15 protein-coding genes and 3 pseudogenes are annotated in these 20,668 nt (G+C 67.2%); 14 read left to right on the plus strand and 4 right to left on the minus strand.

Going from position 1 to position 20,668, the window contains the following annotated elements:
- The first annotated feature begins 4 nt into the window (after nt 1-4).
- The 12 genes and pseudogenes from galB (at nt 5) to ACCQ03_RS01050 (ending at nt 14,897) form a co-directional block, all read left to right on the plus strand.
- A complete protein-coding gene (galB, locus tag ACCQ03_RS00995; RefSeq protein WP_209034376.1) occupies nt 5-2,776 on the plus strand; it encodes a beta-galactosidase GalB in 2,772 nt (923 codons plus the stop codon).
- A gap of 47 nt (nt 2,777-2,823) precedes the next feature.
- Nucleotides 2,824-4,008 carry an endo-1,4-beta-xylanase gene (locus tag ACCQ03_RS01000; protein WP_057678611.1) on the plus strand — a complete coding sequence of 395 codons (1,185 nt, stop codon included), beginning with the start codon at nt 2,824-2,826 and terminating at the stop codon, nt 4,006-4,008.
- A 212-nt stretch (nt 4,009-4,220) separates the two neighbouring features.
- The gene (locus tag ACCQ03_RS01005) at nt 4,221-5,258 is read left to right on the plus strand and encodes an SMP-30/gluconolactonase/LRE family protein (protein ID WP_057678610.1); all 1,038 of its coding nucleotides are present in this window, start codon (nt 4,221-4,223) and stop codon (nt 5,256-5,258) included.
- A 524-nt stretch (nt 5,259-5,782) separates the two neighbouring features.
- The gene (locus ACCQ03_RS01010) at nt 5,783-6,229 is read left to right on the plus strand and encodes a DUF2147 domain-containing protein (RefSeq protein WP_057678609.1); all 447 of its coding nucleotides are present in this window, start codon (nt 5,783-5,785) and stop codon (nt 6,227-6,229) included.
- A gap of 80 nt (nt 6,230-6,309) precedes the next feature.
- A pseudogene (locus ACCQ03_RS01015) lies at nt 6,310-6,933 on the plus strand (TorF family putative porin); the annotation flags it as partial.
- Nucleotides 6,922-8,406: pseudogene (locus ACCQ03_RS01020) on the plus strand (xylulokinase); the annotation flags it as partial. The pseudogenes ACCQ03_RS01015 and ACCQ03_RS01020, both read left to right, overlap by 12 nt.
- Nucleotides 8,393-9,073 (plus strand): class II aldolase/adducin family protein, encoded by a 681-nt coding sequence (locus tag ACCQ03_RS01025; protein WP_209227466.1) that lies wholly within the window; start codon nt 8,393-8,395, stop codon nt 9,071-9,073. The pseudogene ACCQ03_RS01020 and the gene ACCQ03_RS01025, both read left to right, overlap by 14 nt.
- Nucleotides 9,074-9,084: 11 nt before the next feature.
- On the plus strand, nt 9,085-10,533 hold the full coding sequence (locus ACCQ03_RS01030; protein WP_017155212.1) for an aspartate aminotransferase family protein: 1,449 nt from the start codon (nt 9,085-9,087) through the stop codon (nt 10,531-10,533).
- A 4-nt stretch (nt 10,534-10,537) separates the two neighbouring features.
- On the plus strand, nt 10,538-11,179 hold the full coding sequence (locus ACCQ03_RS01035; protein WP_057678607.1) for a hypothetical protein: 642 nt from the start codon (nt 10,538-10,540) through the stop codon (nt 11,177-11,179).
- A gap of 78 nt (nt 11,180-11,257) precedes the next feature.
- Nucleotides 11,258-12,400 carry an MFS transporter gene (locus ACCQ03_RS01040; protein WP_057687108.1) on the plus strand — a complete coding sequence of 381 codons (1,143 nt, stop codon included), beginning with the start codon at nt 11,258-11,260 and terminating at the stop codon, nt 12,398-12,400.
- Nucleotides 12,401-12,502: 102 nt separating this feature from the next.
- A complete protein-coding gene (locus ACCQ03_RS01045; RefSeq protein WP_057678934.1) occupies nt 12,503-13,939 on the plus strand; it encodes an aldehyde dehydrogenase family protein in 1,437 nt (478 codons plus the stop codon).
- A gap of 211 nt (nt 13,940-14,150) precedes the next feature.
- The gene (locus tag ACCQ03_RS01050) at nt 14,151-14,897 is read left to right on the plus strand and encodes a TetR/AcrR family transcriptional regulator (RefSeq protein WP_057678933.1); all 747 of its coding nucleotides are present in this window, start codon (nt 14,151-14,153) and stop codon (nt 14,895-14,897) included.
- 131 nt (nt 14,898-15,028) lie between these two features.
- Here the strand turns inward: ACCQ03_RS01050 and ACCQ03_RS01055 are convergent, their stop codons facing one another.
- The 3 genes from ACCQ03_RS01055 to ACCQ03_RS01065 form a co-directional block, all read right to left on the minus strand.
- Complete coding sequence (locus ACCQ03_RS01055; protein ID WP_057678932.1) at nt 15,029-16,051, minus strand: Kelch repeat-containing protein; 1,023 nt, start codon at nt 16,049-16,051, stop codon at nt 15,029-15,031.
- Nucleotides 16,052-16,602: 551 nt separating this feature from the next.
- Nucleotides 16,603-17,109, minus strand: a complete 507-nt coding sequence (locus ACCQ03_RS01060; RefSeq protein ID WP_209227485.1) for a hypothetical protein — start codon at nt 17,107-17,109, stop codon at nt 16,603-16,605.
- Nucleotides 17,110-17,329: 220 nt separating this feature from the next.
- The gene (locus ACCQ03_RS01065; protein ID WP_080576160.1) at nt 17,330-17,488 is read right to left on the minus strand and encodes a DUF2256 domain-containing protein; all 159 of its coding nucleotides are present in this window, start codon (nt 17,486-17,488) and stop codon (nt 17,330-17,332) included.
- A 376-nt stretch (nt 17,489-17,864) separates the two neighbouring features.
- Between ACCQ03_RS01065 and ACCQ03_RS01070 the strand changes: the two genes are divergently transcribed.
- Nucleotides 17,865-18,275 (plus strand): hypothetical protein, encoded by a 411-nt coding sequence (locus ACCQ03_RS01070; RefSeq protein WP_209227487.1) that lies wholly within the window; start codon nt 17,865-17,867, stop codon nt 18,273-18,275.
- Nucleotides 18,276-18,597: 322 nt separating this feature from the next.
- Entirely contained in the window at nt 18,598-18,987 is a 390-nt protein-coding gene (locus tag ACCQ03_RS01075; RefSeq protein ID WP_017155220.1) for a bleomycin resistance protein, read from the plus strand.
- 82 nt (nt 18,988-19,069) lie between these two features.
- Here ACCQ03_RS01075 and ACCQ03_RS01080 read toward each other — a convergent pair.
- Nucleotides 19,070-20,541 (minus strand): annotated as a pseudogene (locus ACCQ03_RS01080) (mannitol dehydrogenase family protein).
- Nucleotides 20,542-20,668: the final 127 nt, after the last annotated feature.

Here is a 20,668-nt window from a genome sequence, read left to right on the forward strand (position 1 = left end):
ACTGATGCGTGTACATGCGATGCACAACATCACGCGACTACGGCGCGTGGCTGACGCAGCCCGTGCCTGCACGGCCATTATCTTGCTCTGCAGCGCATTACCCATCATCGCAGCACCGCACGCTGCCAGCGACGCCTCGCGCGAACGTATTTCGCTCAATGCGCAGTGGCGCTTTCAGCGCGGCGACCCACCCGCAAACCATGAAATCCTGGACTACGATGTACGGCCACAGGTGGTGCGCAGCGGCGATGGCAAGGTGGCCGATGCGCAGCCGGAGCAAGCGCAGCTCACCGAAGCGTCGGCCGCGCGCGTGCTCAAGCCGTGGATCCTGCCGACCGCCAACGGCTTGATCGCAGACCCGGCCCAACGCCACACACGCCCCCCAGGCAATCCGGGCAGCACGGTGGCGTATGTGCAGCCGCACTTCGACGACAGCGCCTGGGAAACCGTGGACCTGCCGCACGACTGGGCCATTGCCGGGCCGTTCCTGGCAGACGGGCCCTACGGTGGCATGGGCCGGTTGCCGAGCTGGGGCATCGGCTGGTATCGCAAGAGCCTGGACATCCCGGCCAGCGATCGCGGCCGCGCGTTGTTTCTGGATCTCGATGGTGCGATGTCGTACGCCACGGTCTGGCTCAACGGCAACCTCGTCGGCGGCTGGCCTTACGGGTACAGCTCCTGGCGCGTTGACCTGACACCGTATGCGATTGCAGGCAAGCGCAACCAACTGGTCATTCGCCTGGATAACCCGCCCGAGTCGGCGCGTTGGTATCCGGGCGGCGGGCTGTATCGCAACGTGTGGCTGACCAAGACGGCGTCGTTGCATATCGCGCACTGGGGCACGCAGCTGACCACGCCGTACGTCTCGGCCGATGCAGCGCAGGTGCAGCTGACCATCACCTTGGACAACGCCGCCCGCAGCGCCGGCCAGGCGCAGGTGAGCACAGCGATCTATCTGCTCGACGATGCCAGCGACCAGCCCAGCGGCGAGGCGGTCGCACGCATTCCAGCGCAGCCGATCACCGTCGCTGCCGGCGGCACGGCGCAGCTGCAAGGCAGCACCCGGATCGACGCACCGCGGCTGTGGGGGCCTCCACCCACGCAGCAGCCGCATCGCTATGTGGCCATCACCGAAGTCGGTCAGCAGGGGCACGTGGTGGATCGCTACGAAACCCGCTTCGGCATTCGCAGCATCGTGTTCGACGCCGACAAGGGCCTATTGGTCAATGGCGAGCACGTGCCGATCCGCGGGGTGAACAATCATCATGACCTGGGCGCGCTCGGTGCGGCGTTCAACAGGCGCGCCGCCGAGCGGCAGTTGCAATTGCTGCAGCAGATGGGCGCCAACGCCATTCGCATGAGCCATAACCCGCCTGCGCCCGAATTGCTCGACCTGACCGACCGCATGGGTCTGCTGGTGGTGGACGAGGTGTTCGACAGTTGGGAGATGAAGAAGACCCCGCTGGATTTTCATCTGGTGTTTGGGCAGTGGCATGCCGCCGATCTGCGCGCGATGCTGCGCCGCGACCGCAATCATCCCTCGGTGATGTTGTGGAGCGTGGGCAACGAGGTTGGCGAGCAATACACCGGCGAACAGGGCGCGGCGATTGCGCGCACGCTGCGCGCGATCGTGCATGCAGAAGACCCGACGCGCCCGGCGACGGTGGCGATGAACTACGCCTCGCCTGAGATGCCGCTGCCCGCTGCGCTGGATGTCGTCAGTCTCAATTACCAGGGGGAAGGCATCCGTGATGCAGCCGAGTTCGAGGGCACCGAGCGCATCCGTAAACCGCCGCAATACCCCGGGTTTCATGCACGGTTTCCACACACGGCCATTGTCAGCAGCGAAACGGCCTCGGCACTGAGCAGCCGTGGCGTGTACCTGTTTCCGGTCACTGCCGACAACAGCGCACCGGTACGCGATGGCCGTGGCGGCGATTCTGTGGCGCATCAGGTCAGCGCGTACGAACTGCATGCGGTGGACTTCGGCTCCAGCGCGGACAAGGTGTTCGCTGCGTTGGATCGGCACCCGTACGTGGCCGGCGAGTTCGTCTGGACCGGTTTCGATTACCTGGGCGAGCCCACCCCGTATTACAGCTCGCGCAGTTCGTACTCGGGCATCTTCGATCTGGCCGGCTTCCCGAAGGACCGTTACTGGCTCTATCAATCGCGCTGGCGTCCGGAAGTGCCGGTGGCGCATCTGCTGCCGCATTGGAGCTGGCCAGGGCGCGAGGGACAGGTCACGCCCGTGCATGTGTTCACCTCCGGCGACGAGGCCGAGCTCTTCGTCAACGGCGTCTCGCAAGGGCGCAAGCGCAAGGCGCCACTGCAGTACCGGCTACGCTGGGACGCGGTGGTGTACCAACCGGGCGAATTGCGGGTGCAGGCCTACAAGGATGGCAAGCCGTGGGCCAGCGAGCGCGTGCAGACGGCAGGCCGCGCCGCGCGCATGCAGCTGACGCCGGATCGGGGCAGTATCCGCGGCGACGGACAAGACCTGAGCTTCATCACCGTGCGCCTGCTCGATCGCGACGGACGTCCCGCACCGACCGCGGGCGACCGCCTGCGCTTCCGCATCGAAGGCCCTGGCGAGTTGGTGGCCACCGACAACGGCGACCCTACCAATCTGGAAACGTTCGCCTCTTCGCAGCGTCATGCCTTCAATGGGCTGTGCCTGGCGATCGTGCGTGCCAAGGCCGGGGCGCGTGGCACGATCACCGTGCATGTGGAATCGGACACGTTGCAAGCCGCACAGACACAGGTGGCGGTGCAGTGATGCGATCCAGTGCAATCGAAACCTGTGGCCTCTCAACGGACCTGCACATGCACATCAACCGCGCCAACCTCACCAAACGCCTGGGATTGCTGATCGCCGGGCTGAGTGCAGTGTGCACACTGCAGGCCTTCGCCGCGTGCGGGACGCCCGGCAGCTCGCTCAAGCAGGCGTATGCGCAAGGGTTCCTGCTCGGGACTGCCGTCAATGCCGATATCGTCTCCGGCAAGGACGCAGCCGCTGCTGCGCTGGCGGCCTGTCACTTCAATGCGGTTACCGCGGAAAACGTGATGAAGGCCGAAGTGGTGGCGCCGCGTCGTGGCGTGCAGGATTTCAGTGCGGCCGATGCATTCGTGGCCTACGCACGGCGCAATCGGCAGTTCGTGGTCGGTCACACCCTGGTCTGGCATAACCAGACACCGGAGTGGTTCTTCACCACCGCCGATGGTCGGCCCAATACGCCGGCACAGCAATTGGAGCGCATGCGTGCGCATATCGCAGCGGTGGCCGGGCGCTACACGGGCAAGGTGCAGGCCTGGGATGTGGTCAACGAAATCATCGACGAAGACGGCAGTTACCGTTCGACCAACTGGGTGCAGCGCGTGGGCGACGGCGACACGGTGGTCCGCAATGCCTTCACCTTCGCGCAGCGCTATGCACCGGATGCGCAGCTCTACTACAACGATTTCAATGCATGGCGGCCGGCCAAGCGCGAGGGCATCGTGCGCATGGTCAAGATGTTGCAGCAGGCCGGTGTCCGCATCGATGGCGTGGGCATGCAAGGCCATTGGGGACTGAACTACCCCAGCCTGCGCGATATCGAAGACGCCATCGATGCGTACGCTGCGCTTGGCGTGAAGGTGATGATCACCGAGCTGGACATCGATGTGTTGCCGCTCACCAAGGAAGGCCAGATCATCGGCACCGGCATGGCGCACAAGCAGTTTCAACTGCCGGAATTCAAGCGCTTCCTCGACCCCTATCGGGATGGGTTGCCTGCCGACGTGCAGGCGCAATTGCGCGACCGGTATGCCGAATTGTTCGCGCTGTTCTGGCGCAAGCGCGACAAGATTGCGCGCGTCAGCGTGTGGGGCGTGAGCGATGACATGTCGTGGAAGAACGATTACCCGGTGCCTGGACGCACCAACTATCCGTTGCTGTTCGATCGCAATCATCAAGCCAAACCGGCGTTGGATGCGGTGTTGGCGGTGCCCACCGCGGCCGCTGCACGCTAGCGGCTGCCGGCAGATGCGCTGCCGACAACCACGCCCAGGTGGCAGGCGAGCACGGCCGATGTTCAATGCGGCATGGATGGCTCGACACACCGCATTCCTGCGTGCCGTGCACGTCACAGCTGCATGCGCTCGAAGTGGTGTGGGCCGCGATCGGCAGTTGCCTGCACACGCATGATGGCATCATGCACCCAACCACGAGACAGGACTGACCGATGCGCTTGCCGCCTTATCTGCTGTTGGCCGTGCCGTTGCTGGCGGTGCTTGCTGCTTGCACCAAGCAGACGCCACCGGCGCCGCGTTTTGCCACCATCGGCCAGCTGCAGACATTGGACCGCCGCTTCAGCGATGTGGTGGCAAGCGATGCGCGCATCGAGAAGCTCACCGAGGGCTTCACCTGGTCCGAAGGCCCGGCATGGGTGCGCAACGGCGGCTATCTGCTGTTTACGGATGTGCCGGAAAACAAGCTGTATCGCTGGTCCGAACAGGACGGCCTGTCGGTCTTGCTGTCGCCCTCCGGCTACACCGGCCCGGAGCTGCCCACGCTGCGCGAAGCCGGCGCCAATGGCCTGTATGCCGAGCCCGACGGCACGGTGTTGCTGGCCGATTCCGGCACGCGCATCCTGGCCAGGCTCGATCCGGTCACGCGCAAGAAGACACCGCTTGCGACCACCTTCGAAGGCCACCGATTCAACAGCCCTAACGATGTCGTGCGGCGCAGCGATGGCGTGGTGTTCTTCACCGACCCGCCCTACGGGTTGAAGGACCTGGATCAATCGCCGGTCAAGGAGTTGCGCTTCAATGGCGTCTATCGCCTGGACACCGATAGCAGCGTGCATCTGCTGGACGATGGCCTGAGCTTTCCCAACGGCATTGCCCTGTCGCCGGATGCGCGCACCTTGTACGTCTCCAACTCCGATCCGCAACGGCCGATATGGATGGCGTATGCACTGGATGCGCAAGGCGCCGTCACCGGCAAGCGCGTATTCGCCGATGCGTCGGACCTGATTGCCAAGGATGTTCCCGGCCTGCCCGACGGCATGGCCGTGGCCGCCGACGGCACGCTGTTTGCCACCGGCCCTGGCGGCGTGATCGTCTTCGATCCCGCCGGCCAACGCCTGGGCCGCATCGCCACCGGCGAGGCCGTCTCCAACTGTGCCTTCGGCAACGATGGCCACACGCTGTACATGACCTCGCACGCGATGCTGGCGCGCGTGCGCGTGAAGTCGCTGGGCCTGCAGTTCGCGCGCTAGACGATCGCGGCGATGCCGCGGCATCGCTGCGTGCTGGACACGCACCCGTCTGGCCGCGTGCGTGTCTGACCGCAGCGCCGATCGCTTCGTGCGACCGCTGCATCGGTTGCGCTGCGTATTGCGTGGCCAGTCGTTGAGCCGCCACGCACCGCTCCGGCGCAGATAACCACAGCATCATGACGCGAGCCCGCACTGCGCCTACTCGCCCGTCGCGCCGCCCTCGCTGCGGCCTTGTAGGGGAGGAGCGCGTTGCCCGCGTGCCCGCAGCTCCGACCGCCGGCCGCAGCGCCCGCGAGCCAGGCCTTGCACCCGGCACGCCGCACCACCGTTAGCGACCGCAACCGTGGTGCGGCGCGTCAAAACAGGCATGCACCGAATCGATCCGACACCGCGCAGCGCCTGCTGCGCCAAGGCGTGCCGCTGTCCAGGCAATCGCCATGCTTGAGCCTGTTGCAAAAAGGTAATCATCGCTATACGGTAGTTTTCACTACTGTCATGTGCGGGTTGCCCGCGGGATTGCGGCAATGAACGAAGCTTGCGTTTCCCGGTTGCTGCGCACACTGGCGTGCGTGGTCGTCGCGGCGCTGCCGCTGATGCCTGTGCTGGCGGCAGCGTCCTCGCCGGTACAGGGTCTATGGCTGACTGCGGCCAAGGACGCCGTCATCGCCTTTGCGCCATGTAGCAATGCCGCCGGCGCGATGTGCGGAAAGGTGGTGTGGGACAAGGACGCCGGCACGCCGAAGGACACCTGCGGTGTACAGATTGCGCGCCTGGAGCGCGACGACAACGGCACCTGGCGCGACGGCTGGGCATTCGATCCGCGCAGCGGCAAGCGCTACAAGGCCACGCTGCGCAGCAAGGGCGACAGCTTGACCCTGCGCGCGTTCATCGGCGCCGAAGTGCTCGGCGAAAACATGCTGTTCACCCGCGTGCAGGCCTTGCCGTCCACGCCGGTGTGCGCCAGCCACTAGTTGCGGTCAGCGCCACGAGCGCGCAGCACCGACCGCCGCGATCGCGGCGGTTCTCACTCACATCCACCGGGGGACTCCAGATGGCGAAGATCCATGTCGGCGCGGTTGTCGCGTGCGGGTTGCTGCAAGCTGCGGCCTGCCTAACGGCGCAGGCCCAGCAAGCCGAACCGGCCAGCGAGGGCAGCGTGGCGACCTATCAGTTCGACAACCAGATCAAGCTGATGAGCGAACAGCGCACGCGCGGCATCTCCGATTCGTTGCTGCGGCCCTCGGCCAAGTGGAGCACGCAGTTCGTGCATGCCAGCGGACTGGTCGCGTTGCTGGAAGTGGCCGGGGTCAGCAAGAAGCAGTTCGTCAATGGCGACGGCCTGGGCGTCACCTTGGCGGGTGGTTATCGCTTCGGCGATCCGGACCGCTGGCACGCCGGCGTGGGCTTGGCCACCGAGCGATTCCCGGGCGCGCGCTTCATGGCGCCGCATGGCATCGACCTGGAAACCGGCACGCCGACCGATGTGCGCACGACCAACTACAACAGCGATTTTGCCGTGATTGAGCTGGGCTACGGCATCGTCGAAGGGGGCGTGCTGTATGTGGTGTCCAAGACCTATCGCGGTGCCGATACCGGCGGCGTGTGCGGGCAGATCCTGCGCTTCTCGATCGATCCGACCGCCGCATTGCAGTGCTACGCGCGCGGCGAACAGGACCCGCACGCGTGGTGGGACGCGTTCTGCGCCACCGCCGCTGCCGTGGTGCAGGGCGATGCGGCGCTGCGCCGACGCGTGGTGGCCGTGTGTTGCTCGACCCAGGGCGAAGGCACCGTCTGCGTGGACCACAACGGCCAGGCGCTCGGGCGCGCCATGCTGTGGCTGGACATGCGCGGCCAGGCGGCCATCGCCCGGCGTCTGCAGGGGCGTTGGCTCACTGTGCGCGGCTACGACCCGTTGCGCCTGTGGCGATGGTTGCGCCTGAGCGGCGGTGCGCCTGCGCGCAGCGGCAAGGACTGCGCCGGCCACATCGCCTATCTGCGCGACCACCAGCCCGTGCGGTATCAGCGCACGCACAAGTTTCTCAACGTGCTCGATTACATGAACCTGCGCCTGACCGGCCGGTTCTGCGCCACGCCCGATTCGATGCTGACCACCTGGGTCACCGACAATCGCGACCCGCACCATATCCGCTACGACGCCGGCCTGCTGGACATGGTCGGGGTGGAGCGCGACAAGTTGCCGGACCTGGTGCCATCCACTGCGGTGCTGGGGCCGCTGCTGCCGCAGGTGGCCCAGGCCCTGGGCCTGTCGCCGCAGACTGTGGTGGTGGCCGGCGCGATCGACACCTCGGCAGTGGCGGTGGCCGCGGCGGTGGAGGATCACGCCGCGCACCTGTACCTGGGCACCTCGTCATGGCTGGGCGCGCATGTGCCGCGCATGAAAACCGACGTGCGCAGTACGATCGCCGCGGTGCCGTGCGCAGTGGAAGGGCGCTATCTGGCGATCGCCCTGCAGACCACCGCCGGTGCCAACCTGTCCTTCCTGCGCGACCGCATCCTGTTCCATGCCGACGAACTGCTCAGCGACGAGCAGCGCCCGGACGTCTATGAAGTGCTCAATCGCATCGCCGCACGCGTGCCCGCAGGGTCCAACGGGTTGATCTACATGCCCTGGCTGTTCGGCGAACGCACGCCGGTGGAAGACCCGAGCCTGCGTGCCGGCCTGATCAATCTCTCGCTGATGCATAGCCGCGAGGACATGATCCGCGCGGTGATGGAAGGGGTGGCGTTCAACACGCGCTGGATGATGGAGCCGTTCGCGCGCCTGCTTGGCTGCGACCCAGGCACGATCGCTGCGGTCGGCGGCGGCGCCCAGTCGGACCTGTGGTGCCAGATCATTGCCGATGTCAGCGGCCGGCCGATCCGGCAATTGCACAATCCGATCCAGGCCAATGCGGTCGGCGCGGCCTTCATCGCCGGGGTCGGCCTGGGCCGGCTCGGCTTCGGCGACCTGGCGGCATTGCAGCGCCCCCGGCGGGTCTACGAGCCGGATGCGGGCACGCGTGCGCTGTACGACGACCGCTACGCGGTATTCAAGGACCTGCAGCGCACCTTGGCGCCGATCTACCGACGGCTCAATCCCTCCACGCCTGCTCCCGCCCCGGAGGTCGCCGCGCATGTTTGCCCTTGAACAACGCCAGCGCGTGGTTGCGCTGTGCATCGAACTGTCGCGCCGCGGCTATCTGGCCGGCACCGGCGGCAATGTCGCCGTGCGTATCGATGCCGAGTGTTTCGCCGTCACTCCCTCGGCGATCGACTACCTGAGCATGCAGGCCGAGGATATCTGCATCGTCCGCACCAAGGACCTGCACCAGCTCGACGGCACGCGCGCGCCGTCGGTCGAAACCGGCCTGCATGCGCAGGTGATGCGGCGGCGCCCGGACGTGGGCTGCAGCATCCACACCCACCAGCCGGTCGCCAGCGCCTGCACCCTGCTGGGCGCGCCGTTGGAGGTGACGCAACCGGCGTTGCGCCGGCTGCTTGGTGCACGGATTCCGATCGCCGGCTACATGCCGTCGGGGACCGGCTTGCTGGCCCGCCTGTTGGCCCGGCAGCTGCGGCCCACCGTCAACGCCTATCTGCTGCGCAATCACGGCGTGGTCTGCTGCGGGACCAACCTGGAGGCGGCCGTCACCGTGGTCGAAGCATTGGAACTGGTCGCGCGCAGCCACCTGCAGGCGCAGATCCAGGCACGTGCGGCGCGCGAGCCCGACCTCGCTGCGGGCCTGCAGCGGGTGCTGACGGCGCTGGATTCCAGCCGGCACACGTCCGGCGCGTCCTCCCTTTCCCAGACATGATGGCACCGACAATGAGCGTGACTTCCGCGATTTCGCAATGGCCCGACGTGGACCAGCTGTATCGCCGCTTCGATGCGTTGGTCAAACAGCCGATGCGGCCGGTCCGGCGCGAGGGCATGGACAAGGTGATGCGCTACTTCGAGCAGCGTTGCCAGGGCTCCAAGCAGTTGGGCGACGCCGCGCAGCGGGTGATTCCCGGCGGCGTGCAGCACAACCTGGCGTTCAACTACCCGTTCTCGCTGGCGATGCGCAGCGCCGAGGGCGCCTACCTGACCGACGTCGACGACAACCGCTACATCGACTTCCTGCAGGCCGGCGGCCCGACCTTGCTCGGCTCCAATCCGCCGGCCCTGCGCGCACGCGTCAACCAGGTGCTGGACCAGTGCGGGCCGGTGACCGGACTGCTGCACGAATACGAGGTCAAGCTGGCCGAGCTGGTCTGCGCCAGCATGCCGGCGGTGGAGATGGTGCGCCTGCTCGGTTCGGGAACCGAGGCGGTGATGGGCGCGGTGCGCCTGGCACGCGCGTATACCCGCAAGCGCTGGATCATCAAGATCGGCGGTGCTTATCACGGCTGGAGCGACCAGTTGGTATACGGCCTGCGCCTGCCTGGCACCGGCCGTATGGAAGCGATCGGCATTCCGCGCGGCGCCACCGCGCATACCCAGGAATGCCTGCCCAACGATCTGGACGCGTTGCGCCGCAAGCTGCAATTCAATCGCCTGCGTGGCGGGACCGCTGCGGTGCTGCTGGAGCCGCTGGGGCCGGAGAGCGGCACCCGCCCGGTGCATGCGGACTACAACCGGCAGGTGCGCGCGCTGTGCGACGAGTTCGGTGCGCTGTTGATCTTCGACGAAGTGGTGACCGGTTTCCGGTTGGGTCCCGGCGGTGCGCAAGGCTACTTCGGTGTTGCACCGGACATCACCGTGCTGGGCAAGTGCCTGGCCGGCGGCTACCCGATGGCCGGCGCGATCGGTGGCCGCCGCGAGGTGATGATGAGCCTGGTGGGCGGCATCGGCACGACCGCGCGGCGCGCCTTTGTCGGCGGCACGCTTTCGGCCAACCCGCTGTCTTGCGTTGCCGGCTATTACGCGTTGCTGGAAGCCCAGCAGCACGATGCCGCCGGCCGCGCCGGCCGCGCCGGCGATCGCCTGCGCGCCGGACTGGAGGCGATCATCCAGCGCCGCGGATTGCCGTACGTGGTCTACAACATGGGCTCGATCGTGCATCTGCAGACCTCCGGCGTGCTGCTGCTGGACACCGGCAACCTCTACAAACTCTGGCGCGTGCGCAACGAAGCCAAGGCGCGCAAGCACATGATGGAAGAGATGGGCGCGGCGTATTCGGCGCACGGCCTGATCACCCTGGCCGGCAGCCGCATCTACACCAGCATGGCCGACACCGATGCGGTGATCGACGAGGCCCTGAACCGTTTCGACGATGTCTTCGCACTGGTCTGAGCCGATGAACGCCACCGATGCCCTGCGCGACACCTGGCTGCAGACCCGCGAACGGCTGCAGGCCTCCCACTTGCTCGGCGACGATGACGCGGCCTTGTCGGTGCGTTGCCCGGGCGCCACGCAGATGTGGATCGGCAGCGCCACCGCGTCGACGCCGCGGCTGCTGGACTGGCGCGAGGATGCCGCGCTGGACGCCGCGCAGCGCCTGCATGCACAGGTCTATGCGCAGCGTGGCGACGTGGGGGCGGTGGCGTGGTCGGCCGGTGCGTTCGGCCACTGCCTGGCGGAGGTCGGCGGCGTGTTGCCGCAGGTGTTCGACGAACAGGCGCGGCATCTGGGGCCGATGCCGCCGCCGGTGCGCGCGGCCGACGCGGCGGCGGTGCTGGCCAGCGGGATCGGCAACGCCGTGCTGGTGGCGCGGCGGCCGCTGTGCCTGGGCACCAGTGCGCGTCGCCTGGCGCTGAACCTCGGGTTGTTCGAAAAGTGCGCCAAGGCGTATGTGCTGGCGGCGGCCACCGGAGGACCGACCCGGCAGCTGCCGTGGTGGGTGCGTCGCATCGCCAACGGGCGTCTGCGCAAGGACCAGGTGCGTGCGGCGGCCGCATTCGCCGATGGCGCCCTGCCCACCGAAAGCACGGCTTACTGAAGGCATCGCATGCGCAGCCCTCATCCACCCGCAGTGTCCGCCGCGGCCGTTCCCGCCTCGAAGGGGTTGCCGTCCGGTTTGTCGATCGGTTCGATCGCCCTGCTCATCCTGGGCGTGCAGCCGATCCTGCTGGGAACATTGGTCGAGCAAAAGCTGATCACCCTCTCCGGCGTGGGCATCGTGGCGATGGGAGAGATCGTCGCGCTCGGCCTGGGCGTGGCGCTGGGCGATGCGCTGTTGCCGCACCGCTGGCAGCGTCAGGTCGCGGTGCTGGCGACGCTGGTGGCGGCGCTGCTGGATCTGGCCACCACGCAGGCGGTCGGCGACACCGCATTCGTGCTGGTACGCGCCGCTGCCGGCCTGGCGGAAGGGCTGCTGCTATGGGTGGCGACCCTGACCATCGTGCGTGCGGCCAAGCCGGATCGGGTCACCGCGGTGTTTATGCTGACCCAGGCGGTGGCGCAGATCGCACTGGCGAACCTGCTGGCGCTGTGGGTGCTGCCGTCCACCGGCTGGAAAGGCGGTTTCGTGGCGCTGGGCGCGGTGACGCTGTGCGCGGCGCTGCTGGCCCCGTTGCTGCCGGCAAGGTTGTCTGCCGTGAGCGCAACCGCGCCGGCGCGCCGCGTGCGCTGGTCGCCGACAACCCTGTTGCCCTTGCTGATTGCCTTCGCGCAAATGGCCGCGACCGGCGCGCTGTGGGCGTACCTGGAACCGTTGGGGCTGCGCGCCGGCCTGGATGCCAGGGCGGTGCAGGCGCACACCTCGCTGGTGCTGGCGATGCAGATCGTCGGCGCGCTGGCGGCGATCTGGTGGGTGCGCCGGCTCGGTCACGCACGTACCCTGGTGGTCGGCAGCCTGGTGCTGGCAGCGGTGGCGGCCAGCATGGCGCGTGCGGCGCCGGCCGGCACTGCCGCGTTCACGGTTGCCTGCGTGGGCTTGGGCCTGGTCTGGATGTTCCTGATGCCGTTCCACGTGGGTCTGGCGTTCGGTGCCGACGCGCATGGCCGGGTGGCGGTGCTGGTGCCGGCGGTGCAGTTGCTGGGATCGGCTGCCGGCCCCTTGCTCGCTTCGCTGTTGCTGCAGCACGATGATCCGGCTCCGGTACCGGTGTTCAGTCTGGCCGCCGCATTGCTGGCGGCGGTGCTGGCGGCGGCAGCCGGCCGCGACCAGCGCCGCCGGGCGCCGCCGACCGCAGCGCAGCCGAACAGGGGGGATCGATGATCGACAGCGTGTGCGGGATGGTCCGCAGCGTGCCGGCGCGTCTGGCACGCCGGTCGCGGATGCGTTTGCAGTGTTTGCGCGTGCAGCGGGGGCGTGTGCGTCATGCACGCTGACCTGGACGCGTCCGCCGAGGACATCGCGGCAGTCTTCGCTGCCCAGCAGCCGGTGGCCGCTGCCTGGCGCAGTTCCACCGCCGCACAGCGGCGCGAGCGCCTGCGCGCGTTGCGCAGCGCGCTGCTGGCACGGCGGCAGGCCCTGTATGCCGCCTTTGCCGGCGACTTCGGCAAACCGGCGCTGGAGGTGGAGCTGAGCGAGCTGTTGCCGGTGGTCGACGAAATCGCCGCCGCCATCGCCGGGCTGCCGCGCTGGATGCGCCCGCGCAAGGTGGCGCCCACGTTGCTCACGCTGGGCACGCGCGCGCAGATCGCCTATCAGCCCAAGGGGCGCTGCCTGATCATCGGGCCGTGGAATTATCCGGTTGCCACCGTGCTCGGGCCGCTGGTGTCGGCGCTGGCGGCAGGCAACACCGCCATCCTCAAGCCGTCCGAATTCACCCCGCAGGTCAATGCGGTGCTGCGCGCGCTGCTGGCCGAGGCATTCGACCCTTCCGAAGTGGCGATGGTGCAGGGTGGCGTGGCCACTGCGCAGCGCTTGCTGGCCTGCCCGTTCGACCATGTGTTCTTCACCGGCTCGCCGGCAGTGGGGCGTCAGGTCATGGCCGCCGCCGCCGCCCAGCTGGCCTCGGTGACGCTGGAGCTGGGCGGCAAATCGCCGGCCATCGTCGACCGCAGCGCCAACCTGGAGCGCGCCGCGCAGGTGCTGGTGTGGGGCAAGCTGGTCAACGCCGGGCAGACCTGCATCGCGCCCGATACGCTGTTCGTGCATCGCGAGGTCCGCACGGCGCTGCTGCAGCGGTGCCGCGAACTACTGGCGCAGCGCTACGGCAACAGTGCTGCGGCGGTGGCCGCCAGCCCCGATCTGGCGCGCATGATCCATGTCGGCCATGCGGCGCGCCTGGCGACCCTGATCGATGAAGCGCGCGCGGCCGGTGCCGAGCTGGTGGCCGGCGGCGAGCATGACGTAGCGCAGCGTTTCATCGCCCCGACGGTATTGGCTGATGTCCCGGAACACGCGCGCATCGCGCAGGAAGAAATCTTCGGCCCGGTGCTGCCGGTGGTGACCTTCGACCACATCGACACGCTGCTGGCCGGGCTCGACGCCGCCGCCAAGCCGTTGGCGCTGTACCTGTGGAGCAACGATGCCGCACAGGTCGCCCACGTGCTGGCGCGCAGCAGCTCCGGCAGCGTGGTGGTCAACCACTGCCTGCAGCAGTTCATGCACACCGGCTTGCCGTTCGGCGGCATCGGCCAGTCCGGGATCGGCAGCGCGCATGGCGTGCATGGATTCAAGGCGTTTTCGCATGAGCGTGCGGTGTTGCGCGGCGGCCGCCTGCTGATCGCGCGCGCCTTCTTTCCGCCGTATCGGGGCTGGCAGCACCGCGTGGCCACCGCATTGACCGCCTGGCTGGCCCGCCGATGACGCGTGCGGCACAGATCGCCCGCGACGCAGCGCGTATGATGTGGCCCTGGCAAACACCGGCCGTGCAGGCGCATGGCGTGGCGGTGGCATGGCGCTACTGCAGACGATGGACGCCGCCTGGCCGGCGCGATGCAGCAGCGATGCAACGGCGCAGGTGCAGTCGCGGTGGTCTGGCCGACGCATCACTCCGTGTTCGAGGAATTCCCTGCCCATGTCCACGACCAAGTCCCGTCCGCGCGCGCCGCTCAAGGCGCCCGCGCCCAGGCTGACCGGCAACAAGCTCCCGGCCCAGCATCGCGCGACCGAGACCTACGAACATATCTTGGCGGTGACCGCGCAATTGCTCGGCGATGTCGGCGTGGAACGGCTGTCCACCAATCTGGTCTGTGCGCATGCCGGACTGACGCCACCGGCGTTGTACCGCTACTTTCCCAACAAATATGCCTTGTTGTCCGAGCTCGGCACGCGCCTGATGCAGCGGCAGAACGCGCTGGTGCCCAAGTGGATCACGCCGCAGGCTATGTCCGGTTCGCGCGACCAGGTGCAGCAGGCGCTGACCGGCCTGGTGCTGGACACCTACCGGGTGACCAAGGCCACCGAGGGCGGGGTCTGGATCCTGCGCGCGCTGCGTGCGGTGCCGGCCTTGCAGCAGGTGCGGCTGGACTCGCATGCGCAGGTCACCAAGGCGCAGGTGCGCATGCTCGCCGATTTCTTTCCCGATGCAGACCCGCGCCAACTGCGTCTGGTCAGCCGCATCGTGGTGGACCTGATCTATGCGACCGTGGAGCTGCTGTTCGATGTGCGGCTGAGCAGCCGCGCGGTGGCCGAGACAGTCGGCACGATGATCGCCGGTCACGTCGAGCAGTTGCGCGATGCAACGGCCGATGCGCCGACGGGCAGCGCTGCGGAGCATCGGCGGCGTGCGTCACAGGCGCGGCGTTCAACACGCGCCGGGTGATGGGCCGGCAGCGACCGCGTCGTCAGGGCATGGATGGGCGCACTTTCCAGGCGCAGGGGTAGCTGGCCGGTTGTCATGTGACTGCCTGCAGGCGCTGGATGGCGCGGGCAGGCACGCGCCACAGGCAACGCTCAGGGCACCGGCGGTAGCACGAGCAGATCCTGCAGTTCCGGTCCGCCGCCGCGGTTGCCGCTGCCTGCGGCGATGTAGAGATCCTCGCCCACCTGTGCCGCCTGCGTGCCGTGCCTGCCGCGTGGCAAGGCCGGACCGGTGTCCCATCGCGCGGTGGCCGGGTCGTAGAACTCCACCTCGGCATGGCCGGCGACCTGGGCCGTGCTTTCGCCGCCCAACAGCATGACCCGGCCGTGATACGCGATGGCCGCCGCGCCCGCGCGCGGGGTCGGCAGCGTGGCATCGGCCACCGACCAGGTGGCCTGGCGCAGATCGTAGATATCCAGCTGCGGAATCGTTTGCGACAGCGTGTCGCCGGTGTCGTGCGAAGAGCGGCGCCCGCCGCCCGCGTAGAGCTTGCCGTCGAGCACCACGGCCTGGAAGTGGTCGCGCGCATGCGGTGCATCGGGCAGGCGCGTCCAGCGCTGGGTCCGCGTGTCGAAGGCATCCAACCAGGGCACATAGCCGCTGTTGTGGCCACGCGTATTGCCGCCCACCAGATACAGCACCCCGTCGTGCGCGACGGTACCGGCCGAACCGCGGCGGCGATCGGCAGGAATTTCTGCGCCCACCTGCCAGCGGTCGGTGGCCGGGTCGTAGATCAGCAGATGCGTCAACGCCGCTTCGTCGGGATAGTCGCCGGTAAACCCGCCCACCAGATAGAGCTTGCCTGCCCAGACCGCCGCCTGGGCGTGGTTGACGGCCAAGGGCGGCGCGCTGCCGCGCGACCAGCGCCGGGTGCGGGTATCGAAGATATCCAGCGGGCGTTCACCGCGACCCCCGAGCACATACAGGCGCTCGCCGATGGCGACCATGCTGTTTTCGTGGCGTGCATGCGGCTCGCCCTGCGCCTGTACCGCGCGCCATTGCTGCTTGCTGGTTGGCCCGGCTGATTCGAGGTCACTGGCCTGCCCGCGGGCAGGCACGCTTGCGGTCACCACGAGCAGGAACACCACGCAGAACGACATTGCCAAGCGATGCATCGGTGTTCCTTCGGTTGCCGAGAGCCGCCAGTCTACGCACCGATCGACGCACCGCCACGGCAGGAAGCGGACGCAGCCGCGACGCATCTAGCGATCACGACAGTGCAGCGCTGCCATGGTCGGCGATGGCAGTGGTCGATCAACTGCACTGACGCAGTGCCGCCGTAGGCGCAGCGCGCTTCATCAAACGCAGCGTCTTGGCCGCATGCGAGTGACCAGGTGGACGCCGCCTCTTCACGTCCGACAGCAGCGCGTATGCAAACACTACCGCTACCGCAATGACAGGAGACCTGCGTGACGCGTTCCTCGACAACTTCCCGTTCGGCGACAACGCCGCCCAAGAGCGTCGCCGCTGCAGCGGCGCGTGGGCTGCGCCTAAGCGCGCAGCACGGCCGTGGCGGTACTGCCGTTGGTGTGGCGCGTGCGCGCGACCTGTCGGCGCAAACCTCGCTGTCTGCACAGACCATTGGACGCATGCATGCGTACTTCGCGCGACACAGCGTGGACAAGCGCGGCAAGGGCTGGGCGGATGCCAAGGCGCCATCGGCTGGCTACATCGCCTGGCTGCTCTGGGGCGGCGATGCAGGCCAGCGCTGGGCAGCGCGTGTGTACGCGCGCCTGCACCAGGCAAGCGCGACCAAGGGCGCCAGCAGTGGAGATGGCTCGAAAAAGACTGCTGTAAAGAAGACCGCAACCAAGCAAGCGGCGGCAAAAAAAACGGCGACCAAGACGTCGGCAAAAAAGACAGCTGCGAAAAAGACCACGCCGACCAAGCGCGCCACGAAAAAAACGGCGGCTGCAAGCGCCTCCGCCAGAAAGACTGCATCGTCCAGGGTCGCAAGCAAGGCAACCAAGAAAGCTGCAGCAAAGAGCCGCGCGGCTGAGAAGAAAGGCGCGACCAAGAACGCGTCATCAAGGCGCACTGCGGCGAAGAAGAGCACCTCCACAGCTGCGAAAAAGCGTGCAGGCAAGACGTCCGCGCCCTGGAACACGTCCAGCCCGAAGGGCGCTTCGCGCTCCAAGCCACTGTCGCCATCGCAGAAGACCCAGGCACGCAAGCGCGCAAAAGCCGCGGGCCGCCCATATCCGAATCTGGTGGACAACATGGCCGTCGCCAGCAAGCGCAGCACGACCAAGCGAGCGAACAAGTCCAGCGGCACGAAAAAGCCTGCGGGAAAGAAATAGCGGTATCGGTCGCGCGCCTTTGTGCGTGCTGGGATCAGAGGGTGTGCGGCACATGCCCGACTTTGCATGCCGCTGGGTCTGAGATAGTGCCGACTAGACTATGGGGCGGTGACGTTTGCTGTCGCCCCGGCATCGGTCCGAGCAGTACTTCACCGCATCCCAGACACGCTCCCACTTCTTGCGCCAGCGGAACGGCCGCCCGCACTGCACGCAGACCTTCTCTGGTAGATCCTGTTTTTTTCGCATCGCCATAGGCTGGGAGGAACTGGGAAATACGTCGATGAAGCGGGATGCAAGCATAGCGATCTCCAATGCAAAACGCCGTCTCGACTCGGGCGGCCAACACAACTGCGGCGCAGCCGCCAGACGGGCGCGGTGTGTGCTCGGAATCGGCATGGCCCACTCCTACACTGCGGTCTGAAGGCCTCGTCCGCATCACCGGGCGACCGCTCGCTACGTTTTGCTAGCCGCGCTTCATGCAGGTAGCTGCACAGAGCACGGTAGTACATGGAGTGGGAAGACCGCCGCATACGCTTTGCTATAGTGCGCAGCAAGCGGTGTGGCGGCACGTCTCCGGCATCGCAAGGCGCCACGCTCACACTCTCAAACAAGGACGTTCGTGAAAGCATTGTTGCTGGTCGTGTCGGCGCTCTTGTACGTTGCCGCACTCTGCCTTCCTGCACTGCATGGCGGTACCGAACATGTGAGCGGTGTCGTGCTGCTCATGCTCGGCTGGATCCAGGTGCTCGATGGCCAATGCGTCGCCTGGTTAGCCAACCTGTTGTTCTTCGGTGCGTGGCTCTGTTACCTCTTCAAATCCGATAGGACGGCATTGGGCCTGCTGCTGTCGGCATGCCTGATCGGCATGGATACCTTTCGTGCCACCCGCTATCTGAAAAACGAAGCCGGGCACGAAGTGATGATCGACCGGGTAGGCGCAGCCTTCTACGTGTGGGAGCTGAGCTTTCTGGCACTGGTGATCGTGGTGCTGGTGCGGCTGTCGAAGAAACGTGGCGTCAAGCGACCGAAGACGGTTTGATCCTGCAATCGCCTTTTGAAGGCGAGTGTGCGAACGAAGCTGCCACTCCCATTGAGCGCCCACACATGTGGCAAGCAAGTGCAACCGCACGTTGCTCTTCGCGCTGACTGCGGTGGTCATTGCCTGTATCGCTTCGAATGCGGAAGTTGCCGCCCGGGGTGCATGCGGCGGGGCGGCAAGCTGGCGCTGGCGTTGGGTGACCTCTTCAACTGCTGCGTTGGCTGCTATCTGCACCAGCTGAGCTGGTAGGTCAGACACATTGGCTGTGCAATTGCCGTCGCCGGCGTGCGATTCTAGGGTCCAGACCCGACGGAGGTTGGTCATGGACACCAGCACCAACGTAGACACGCAAACCATCCCGACCCTGCCGAGCCGTTCGATTCCGCAGACAGTAGCGTTCTATCGGCAGCTGGGCTTTGTCGGCGATGCGCATCCGCACGATGCAGGTTACGCAATCCTGCGACGTGGCGAGGTGGAACTGCACTTCTTCGCGCATCCGGATCTGGATCCGGCCGCCTGTTATGCAGGCTGCTACATCCGGGTAGGCGATGTGGATGCCGTCCACGCAGCGATGAAGCACGCCGCCTTGCCCGAGCGAGGCATTCCCCGGCTCGACCCGGTTGGCGACAAGCCGTGGGGCATGCGTGAGTTCGCCATTGTCGATGAGAGCGGCAATCTGCTGCGGATTGGGCAGGTGCTCGCGTCAGGGTGATGCATTGCATGCGCGAGGTGACGGCAATGGTCGCCCGCCTGATGGCACCCGCGCGCGCAATGAGATGGTGCCGTGCAGCGTCTTACACCTCACCCATCGATCCAAGTGCCCGTGTCACTTCCGTCGGGGTGGCCGTACCGAGCGCGGCATAAGCCGCCTGCAAGGACGCACAAAAACGCGCGTCTGCGGACAGTGATCCGAACACCGCCTCCAGTGTCAGGAAGGTAGCGACATCATGACCTGCATCGCCAGTGGCGTTGCGTCCAAGCGCGCTGAGCGCATCGTGCATTGGGTCGGTCAGCGGGACGCCGTTGTGCGCCTGCCTGCGGACGAAGTGCAGCCACGCCGCAACGGCCAGGCATAGGCGCTGGATCGGTCGGCCGGTAGCGAGTGCATCGCCGATCGTGCCGAGCAGTCGCACCGGGATTTTCTGCGAGCCATCCCAGGCAATCTGCGTGAGCAGGTGACCGATGGCGGGATTGCGAAAACGGGCCAGGATGGCGTCGCTGTAGCGTTGCGCATCGAAGCCCTGCATGGCCTGCAGGGTGGGCGCGATCTCCGCGCGCATCAACGTTTCCACGTACGCGGCAAGTTCGCGGTGACGCATGGCCTCGGCCACGGTTTCCAGGTCCAGCAGGCTGCCGAGATACGCCAGCGCCGAGTGCGGCGCGTTGAGCAGACGCAGCTTGGCGCGCGCGTAGCCGGCGATGTCTTCGCTCAGGGTGACGCCAACGCGCTCGAATGCGGGGCGCCCATTGCAGAAGCGGTCTTCGATCACCCACTGGCTGTAGCGCTCGCGCTGGATCGGCCAGGCATCGCGCACGCCAAGATGATCGTGTACGCGCATGCGCAGCGCGTCATCGGTGGCAGGCGTGATGCTGTCGACCATCGAGCGCGGGAAGGCTGCGTGCTGCGTGATCCATTGCGCAAGCGCCGGGTCACGCTGCGCGGCGAGCCGCACCACCGCGCGCTGCAGCAGCGTGCCGTTGTCGGTCAGGTTGTCGCAGCTCAGCGCAGTGAACGGCGCGGTGCCGTCGTGCCTGCGTTGCTGCAGCCCGGCGACGAGGTAGCCGATGGCGCTGCGCGGGCGCGCGGGATGGGCGATGTCGTGCACGATGTCTGGATGCGAGAGGTCCAGCGTGTCGCCGGCCAGGCAATAGCCCTTCTCGGTGATGGTCAGCGTGACCAGGCGCACTGCCGGGTCGGCAAGGCGCGCGAGCACGGCAGCGTGTTCGTCTGCGGCGCAGAGCACCTCGCCGATGGCCCCGATGACGCGTAATTGCGGGTGTTCGTCGAGCAGGGCGAGGGTGTACAGACCATCCTGTGGGCGCAAGGCATCGCGCACCTGCGGGCGATCAGCGAAACGGCGCTGATGGCCCAGCTGGGGTCTTCGGCTAGCAGGTCATCGATGTAGACGGCCTGGTGAGCACGGTGGAAGGCACCTGCGCCCAGATGCACGATGCCGATGGTGGGGCTTGCCGGGTCATAGCTGGGCCTTGAAACCACCGGCGGCAGCGTGGCCAGGGTGTCGAGCGAAAGACGTGGTGCGTGCATCGTGTCGCCTGCGAGGTAGGGGTGTTTGGAGGGGCTGCGCCGAACCATCGCCCTGATCCGCCCCGCGCCCCGGCCCGCGTCGTGCGACGAGGGCGCTCCGAGGCACGCGCGCCCACGGCGCGCAAGC

Origin of the sequence: Xanthomonas sp. NCPPB 3569 (assembly GCF_041475645.2) — a bacterium.
GTDB classification, from domain to species: domain Bacteria; phylum Pseudomonadota; class Gammaproteobacteria; order Xanthomonadales; family Xanthomonadaceae; genus Xanthomonas; species Xanthomonas phaseoli.